The organism is Streptomyces sp. NPDC057424 (genome assembly GCF_042803315.1).
GTDB lineage: Bacteria > Actinomycetota > Actinomycetes > Streptomycetales > Streptomycetaceae > Streptomyces.
The window spans coordinates 1-7683 of sequence record NZ_JBHVCP010000111.1 but is presented as its reverse complement, the minus strand read 5'-3'; the positions used below and the strand labels follow the sequence as shown (position 1 = coordinate 7683).

Below are 7683 nucleotides of genomic sequence, written 5' to 3'. Positions count from 1 at the left end.
GCCCGCGGATTCTCAATTCCGGATCTGCATGGTGGTAACCGGCGGTAAATGCGGACGCGTACAACGGCTGAACTCGGAGCCCACCGATGAATTCAGCGGCGGCGGATTCCCCGAGAGGTGCCGGACGTCAGCGCAGACCGAAGCGATGAGACCACGCGAACAGGTCACCCGTCGTCGCGTTGCCCCCGCACACCACCAGACCGAGCCGGGCCCCGCCGCCGACCCGCTCCAGGACCTGCCGGGCGGCGGGCAGCAGACAGCCGGCCGCCGGTTCGGCCCACACCTTGGCGTGGTCGGCCAGGTCCAGCGAGCCCTGCACGGCCTCCCGGTCCGGGACCACGAGGACCTCGGTGACCAGGGCGGAGACATGGTCGTACGTCAGCTGCGACACGGACGGGGCGCTGAGGGTGGAAACGATCGACGACAGCGCGACCGGCAGCGGCCCGCCCGCCGCCAGCGCCTCGGACATGGCCTGCGCGCCCTCGGTCTCCACGCCCCACACTCGCACCCCGGGCCGGCAGGCCCGCAGGGCGGCCGCGACACCGGCGATCAGGCCGCCGCCTCCGATGCTCACGAGTACGTCGGTGAGCTCACCGGCGTCGGCGGCGAACTCCAGCCCCACCGTGCCCTGTCCGGCGATCACCACCGGGTCGTCGAAGGGGTGGACCAGGGTCAGCCCTTCCTGCTGGAGCCGTGTCATCAGCCCGAACGCGCCGTCCATGTCGTCGGTCAGCCGCACTGAAGCGCCGGCCGCCTCCGCGATCTCCACGGCACGGGCGGGTGCCGAGCGCGGCATCACCACCGTGGCCTTCACGTCGAGGGCCGCGGCCATGACCGCGAGGGCGATCCCGTGGTTGCCGCCGCTGACCGCCACCACTCCGGCGGCCCGTTCGGCCTCGCTCAGTGACAGCAGTTTCGCCGTCGCCCCGCGCGCCTTGAACGAGCCGGTGCGCTGCAGCAGTTCGAGCTTCGCGGTGACCGGTGCGCCGAGCAGCGCGGACAGCCCCGGGCTGTCCACGGTCGGGGTGCGCACGACGTGCCCGGCGATCCGCCCGGCCACGTCTTCGATCTCCGAGATGCCGATCATGGCAGCCATCCTTCCGGCGCGGGGTCGCGGAACGCGCCGTGTCGAACCCTGACGCGTGAAGCGGGGCGAGGTCAACGCGGTGCGGGAGTGGTGCGCGGGCGGGCAGCCGACGCGGCCCGGCCGGGCCGACCGGGCCGACGTGGCGGGTCGGCGTCGCGGGGCCGGTCGGCGTGGCGGGTCGGCGTCGCGGGGCGGTTCGGCAGGGCCGTGGGCTTCGCTCCTGCCGTGCGGGTGGCGAGTCCCGGGCAGGCCGCCATGGCCGTCCGGAGCGTCCCTGCCCGCCCGGAGGGCAGGCCGTGCCCGCCGGTTCAGGCGGGACGCCGCATCAGGGAGGCGTGGGGGCGATCGCAGTTTCGCCGAGGGCACCGCGGCGAGTGCCGCGGTGCCCTGCCGGCTTGGGTCGGACTGGCCTGCTGAGCGTCCCTGTTCCGCTCGTCGGCCGTACCGGCTCAGGTGTCGCGCCGGACCAGGTAGGAGAGCAGCGACCGAAGGTCACCGGCGGTTCCCGCGGCCAGCGGCACCTCCGCGAGTGCTGTCTCGACGGCCGTGATGTGCCGCCGGGCCTCTGTCATGGCCGCCGAGCGGCCGCCCGCCTCCTCGATCAGCGCCGCCGCCTTCTCCGGCGCGTCGCCCGACTCCAGGAGTGCGGCGATCCGGTCGCTCATCGGGGAGCCGAGAGCCACCAGCACCGGGAACGTCTTCTTCTGCTCGCGCAGATCACCGTGGACCGGCTTGCCGGTGACACGGGGATCGCCCCAGATGCCCAGCACGTCGTCGACGATCTGGAACGCCACTCCGAGATGCCGGCCCACCCGGTCGAGCGCGGCGACCGTCTCGGGGCCGGCACCGCCGAGCACGGCACCGAGCGCTGCCGCACAGCCCAGCAGCGCGCCCGTCTTGTGCTCCGCCATCGCCCGGTACTCGTCCGGCCGTACCCGTTCCGGCCCCGTCCACGGGCGATCGGTGAACAGCAGGTCGTCCGCCTGCCCGCGCACCAGGTCGCCCAGCGCCACGGACAGCGCTCGCACTGCCCCGGCACCTCCCGGCTCGGCGGCCAACGTCTCGACGGCCAGGGCGAACAGGGCATCGCCCGCGAGCACCGCGGGCCCCGTGCCGTAGGCCTTCCACACCGCCGGGCGGCGTCGCCGGTCCGCGTCGCCGTCCATGATGTCGTCGTGCAGCAGGGAGAAGGTGTGCACCAGTTCCACCGCGACGGCCGCTGCCACCCCGGCCCGACGCTGCGCACCGGCCGCCTCGGCCCCGAGCACGGCGAGTGCCTGCCGCACGCCCTTGCCGCCGGAGGCGACGGCCGGCGCACCGCCGACCTCGCACCAGCCGAAGGAGTACGCGGCCATCTCGCCGACCCAGGGGTGCAGTCGCCCGACGGCCTCTTCCAGGGCGGGCCGGACCAGGGCCCGGCAGCGGTCGAGTACCCGCAGGGTGCCGTCGGCTGCGGCCGCGTGATCGTGCGACTCGGCCTGCAGCGCCGCCGGGGGAGATGCCGTCGCAGCGCCCGGTCGCGCCCTCACCGTCGTCGGCAGCGCCGTCACCGTACCGCCTCCGTCTCCCGCTCGGCCGTGGGTATGCCGAGTTCCTCGTGGGCCCGGGCCACCATCCGGCGGGCGTGCTGCAGGCCGATGCGCTCCAGCAGGCCGGCGAGTTCGGCCAGTTCGGCCGCCGTCTCGTCACGGTCGCGGCCCAGGCGGGCCAGGGCCTTGGCGAGCCCCAGGCGAGACAACGCCTCCCCGCGCGGCTCGCTCATCTCGCGGAACTCCTCGAGCGCCTGCTCGTACAGCTCCCGCGCCTGCGCGTAACGCCCCGCCCGGTACAGGACGTTGCCGCGCATCTTGTGGTTGTAGGCCAGCGCGCTGGACAGCCGCATCGCACGGCACGTCGTCTCCGCCTCGCTCAGCAGCTCCAGGGCCCGCTCGGTGTCCCGGTCGCGCACCGACACCACATCGGCCAGCCCGCGCAGCGCCCAGGCGTGGCCGCGCCGGTCGTCGGCACGAGCGGCGATCGCGGCGGCCTCCTCGAACAGCGCGTACGCCGAGTCGTAGCGCCCGGTGTTGCGGTGCATCTGCGCGATGCCCTCCAGCGCCCACACCGTGTGCCGTGCCTCCCCGCGCCGCCGGGCCTCGGCGAGCAACTGCTCGTGCAGCCGGCCCACGGCCTCGTAGTCGCCCTGGATGCGGCCGGTCTCGGCCAGGCCGGCCAGCGAGTAGCCGCGGACGACGATGTCCCCGCCGCGTTCGCCCAGGTCGGCTGCCAGCTGGAGCAGTCTGCGGGCCAGCGGGAGCGCACCGCGCTGCCGGGCCAGCGTGCCGCCGCTCCACAGCGCCCAGGCCATCGCCCCGACGTCCTCGGCCTGCCGGGCCGCGCGGTAGCTCGCCTTCCAGGCCCGGTCCGCGTCCTGGACCCGGCCCAGTCGGCGGTGCGCCTCGGCCACCGCGAGTCCGGAACGCGCCGCCTCCCCGGGCTGTCCGGCACGCTCGGCCGCCCTCAACTGCTCGGTACCGGCGGCCAGGACGTCGGTCAGTGAGGAGTTGACCGACAGGGTGGTGAGCGCGCCCTGGTACTCCGGGGCGAATGCCTTGCCGTACATCGATGCCTTTCGGTCCGTTTTCACCCCAGGTATGAACAACGCGTATACATGGTGCGTATACATAGGGTGTATAGAAGAGTGGAAAGCTGCCCCGGCCACAAGGGCCAGGGCATCACCTGTTGCCGGTCAAGACGCCGGCGGAACGGACCGGGTTGCCTCCGAGACGCAGATCACCCGACGGGCCTTCAGTGCTGACCGGCTTTGTGCGGTGTGGCCTCGCTCGGCCGGACCACGACGTACCCCTCCCCCTGGAGGAGCAGTTGCACGGCCTCGCCGGAGCCGCCGCGCAGCATGGATCCGATGGACTGGGAGCGGTGCAGCGACGTCTGCAGGCCCGCGGTCCAGCCGACGATCGCGTCCGTGTCGACGTACACCGGGTACTGCGGCGAGACCGGGATGACGAGCGGATTGCCCTCGCATACCAGGCCCAGCTTGCCATGCCCGGTGAAGACGCTGTTGAACAGGCCGCCGCCGGTGATGCCGGCGCCCTTCACGGTGGCGATGCGGTACGACAACGAGGCGTCGAAACACAGGACGTTGCGGCCGTTGACCGTGAACTCGTCGCCGGGCTCGACGTCGACGACGAAACAGTTCTGTGCCTCGTGCGCGAACCATGCCTCGCCCTGCCCGCGCACCGCCATCAGCGGCAGCCCCTCGCCGGTGACCGCGCGCTTGAGCATGCCGCCCACGCCCTGGCCCTTGCGCTCGAACTGGAGGTTGCCGCGATAGGAGATCATCGCGCCCTGCCGGGCGAGCATCTCGCCGTTCACCGTGTACCGGACGCACTTGGCGTTCTCGACCGTCATGCCCGGCGCTACGGCCGGCTGCACCATGTGCTCACTGGAAAAGAGGTCACCCTTCATACCGGCATCCTCGCCCGGAGTGTCTCCCTCCGCCAAGATCGCGCAGGGGGCCGGTCGTGAGGCGCTGGCCGGCGTCAACCGCCGAAGAGCTGCGTCCAGTACATGCCCGCCCGGCCACCGCCTGCGAAGCCGATGCCGATGTGAGTGAAGCCGGGTTTGAGGATGTTGGCCCGGTGGCCGGGGCTGTTCATCCAGCCCTCCACGACGTCGGCGGGGGAGCGCTGCCCGCAGGCGATGTTCTCGCCGACGGAGCGCCGGGTGGAACCCGCCGCGGCGGCCCGGTCCCAGGGCTGACTGCCGTCGGGTGCGGTGTGCGCGTAGAAGGCGCGGGCCACCATGTCCGCGCTGTGCGCCTGCGCGGCCGTGGTGAGCAACGGGTCGGCGGACAGGGGTGGGAGCCCGGCCCGGGCGCGCTCCCGGTTGGTGAGGCCGATGACGGCCGCCTCCGTCCCGGCCAGTCCGTCCGGGGTGAACGGCCTGGCCCACAGCGCTGTCCAGTAGGTGTCACCGGAGGGCTCGTCGCGCACGTGGGCCAGTCCGGCGTGGGTGAACGCCGGGTCGTGCACGGTGCGCCGGGGCCCGTCCGTGCGCAGGCAGTACGCGACGAACTCTGCGGTCGTGCGCGGTCCGGACACCAGGTGCTCGCCGATGGTGAGGTACGCGAACCCGGAGTCGATGACGCGCTGGTAGACCGAGACGCCGTCGCGTGTCTCGACGCCGAGCCGTCCGGCAGCGGCCATGGCGGAGGCGTGCTCCCGGGCCGCCGACACGAGGCGGGGGTTCAGCGAGAGCGGTGGTGAACCGGCTGTGGCCCGGGCGGAGTTGACCAGGGACAGGAAGCCGTCGGGATCGGGTGCGGCGGAGGCGCCGGGGGGAGGTCCGGGGGGCGTGTCGTCCACGACGTCGACGCCGAAGTCCCGTGCGAGTCCCGCCAGTCCGTCCGTGTAACCCTGGCCCAGAGCGCGCAGCTTCCAGCGGTCGCCATGCCGGTAGAGCTCCGCGAGCAGCAGCACCGTCTCCTGACCGGGGCGCGACGGGGTGAAGCGGGCGAGCGGGCGGCCTCCGGTGCCGGTGACGTGGAGCACGGGGAAGGGCAGGCGGACGAGGGCGGTTCCGGGATCGGCGGGGCTGACGACGACCGTGACCCGGGTCGCGCCGGTGCGCAGTCCCGTCGGGTCCACGGTGAGCGTGTCGCCCCGCAGGACGGCTCCCGGTGCCGCCGGCTGGTTGTAGAAGACGAAGTCGCCGTCGTCCCGGACCTTTCCGCCGTCGTCGGTCACGAGCGCGGACACGTCGAACGGCCCGTGCACCCGGAAGGTCACCGCACCGCCCGGGAGCGCCAGATTGCCTCCGGGAACCAACTCGCTCATCACTCCGCCCTGCCCCTCCCCACCGGGGATCCGGTTGCCGGGACAACGGGCGCCGCGGCGCAGGGGTTCCCTGCCGGCCCGCGTGCCCGGGGCCGCCCAGCCGGGGTCCGCCCGCCGCGAACGCGGCGTCGCCGGTGGGACCGTACACGGACACCCCAGGACAGGTCTCGCCGCCGCAGACCGAGCCGCACGCCGATCCGGTCGGTGCCGGGGCGCAGCCGGAGCCGCTGTCGAGGGTGATCGTGACGGCGCCGGGCCTGAGCGTCCCGGGGGGCGAAGTCGTCCAGGCCGGGAGGGGACGGCACGCCCGCCGAGGCCGCCCGGCACAGCGTCCGAAGCCGCGCCACTACCGTGGCGTACGCCGGGGCGACTCGCAGGATCCGTCTCCCGTCCGGAGGGTACGTGACCCTGCGGAATCTCACCCGTGACCCCGCCGGCACCCGACCGACCGGCCGAAGGAGCTCCGACGCAATGCCCCGCACCGCCCGCCCCCGCGGCCGTGCCGCCCTGGCCGCCCTCTCCTGCTGCGTCGCCCTGGGCTGCGGGACCGGCACCGTACCCGAGGGGGAGCAGCCGAGCCCGTCGCCCAGCGCCCCGACGCCGGCCGGGCACGGCGTGGTCACCTGGGCCTCCTCCGCCGGCCGCGTCGGCGAGGCGGCCGACGGCCGCGGATACCGGCTGATGGTGCACACCAGCGTCGGCGGCAGCGGTCTGAGGGTGCGGCTGTCCAACGCCTTCGGCGACCAGCCGGTGACGTTCGGCAACGTCCACGCGGGCCTGCGGCGGGAAGGCGCCGCGCTCGTCCCCGGCAGCAACAGGCGCCTGTCCTTCGACGGCGCCCGTTCCGTCACCGTCCCTGCCGGAGGCATCGTCTACAGCGACCCGCTGCCCGGCCACGTCCCCGCCGGGCGCACCCTCGCCGTCAGCCTGTACGTGCCCCGGGCGGGCGGCGCGCTCACCGGGCACTGGTTGGCGATGCAGACGTCGTACACCACCGAAGGCGACCATGCCGCGGAGGAGGGCGCGGCCCACTGGAAGCAGCGGACCGGCTCCTGGTTCTACCTCGACGCCGTCATCGTGAAGCCCCGCAAGGAGACCGGTGCCGTGGCCGCCGTCGGTGACTCCATCACCGACGGCTGGCAGTCCACGACCGACCGGAACCGCCGCTGGCCCGACTACCTGGCCCGCCGCCTGGCCGCATCCGGCACCACGGTCCAAGGGGTGGCCAACGCGGGCATCGCCGGCAACAAGGTCCTCCTCGACGGCCCCGGGCAGAGCGCCCTGCACCGCCTGCAGCGGGACGCGCTGTCGCTGCCGGGCGTGCGCACGGTGTTCCTCTTCCAGGGCGTCAACGACATCAAGGCCGAGCCCGGCGCCACGGGCGCCGGACTGATCGCCGGGTACCGCAGGCTGATCGACCGGGCGCACGCGGCCGGGAAGTGCGTCGTCGGCGCCACGATCGCCCCGTACAAGGGCTGGCAGGAGTGGGACCCCGCCGGGGAAGCGGTGCGGCAGCAGGTCAACGCCTTCATCCGCGACAGCGGAGAGTTCGACGGGGTCACCGACTTCGACCGCGTCCTGCGCAGCCCCGACGACCCCGAGCGGATCCTCCCCGCCTTCGACGGCGGCGACCATCTGCACCCCAACGACAAGGGGATGCGGGCGATGGCCGGCGCCGTCGATCTCGAGAGCCTCGACTGCGGGCCCTAGTAGGACTCCGTTAGGTGTGTTTGCCGGTGGTGTCCGGTCGGGGGCACGGTG

At 73.7% G+C, this 7683-nt stretch carries 6 protein-coding genes; 1 reads left to right on the top strand and 5 read right to left on the bottom strand.

Annotation, left to right across the window (positions count from 1 at the left end; translation table 11 throughout):
* Positions 1-127 precede the first annotated feature (127 nt).
* The 5 genes from ACFU3E_RS37950 to ACFU3E_RS37930 form a co-directional block, all read right to left on the bottom strand.
* Complete coding sequence (locus ACFU3E_RS37950; protein WP_384169251.1) at positions 128-1087, bottom strand: threonine/serine dehydratase; 960 nt, start codon at positions 1085-1087, stop codon at positions 128-130.
* A gap of 449 nt (positions 1088-1536) precedes the next feature.
* Positions 1537-2637 carry a polyprenyl synthetase family protein gene (locus ACFU3E_RS37945; RefSeq protein ID WP_384169248.1) on the bottom strand — a complete coding sequence of 367 codons (1101 nt, stop codon included), beginning with the start codon at positions 2635-2637 and terminating at the stop codon, positions 1537-1539.
* On the bottom strand, positions 2634-3689 hold the full coding sequence (locus ACFU3E_RS37940; protein WP_384169245.1) for a tetratricopeptide repeat protein: 1056 nt from the start codon (positions 3687-3689) through the stop codon (positions 2634-2636). The genes ACFU3E_RS37945 and ACFU3E_RS37940 overlap by 4 nt, the downstream gene beginning before the upstream one ends.
* Positions 3690-3874: 185 nt before the next feature.
* Complete coding sequence (locus ACFU3E_RS37935; RefSeq protein ID WP_384169242.1) at positions 3875-4552, bottom strand: AIM24 family protein; 678 nt, start codon at positions 4550-4552, stop codon at positions 3875-3877.
* A 74-nt stretch (positions 4553-4626) separates the two neighbouring features.
* Positions 4627-5922 carry a CAP domain-containing protein gene (locus tag ACFU3E_RS37930; RefSeq protein ID WP_384169239.1) on the bottom strand — a complete coding sequence of 432 codons (1296 nt, stop codon included), beginning with the start codon at positions 5920-5922 and terminating at the stop codon, positions 4627-4629.
* A gap of 471 nt (positions 5923-6393) precedes the next feature.
* On the opposite strand from ACFU3E_RS37930, the gene ACFU3E_RS37925 reads away from it, so the two are divergent.
* Positions 6394-7632: an SGNH/GDSL hydrolase family protein gene (locus ACFU3E_RS37925; protein ID WP_384169236.1), complete on the top strand. Its 1239-nt coding sequence runs from the start codon at positions 6394-6396 to the stop codon at positions 7630-7632.
* Positions 7633-7683 lie beyond the last annotated feature (51 nt).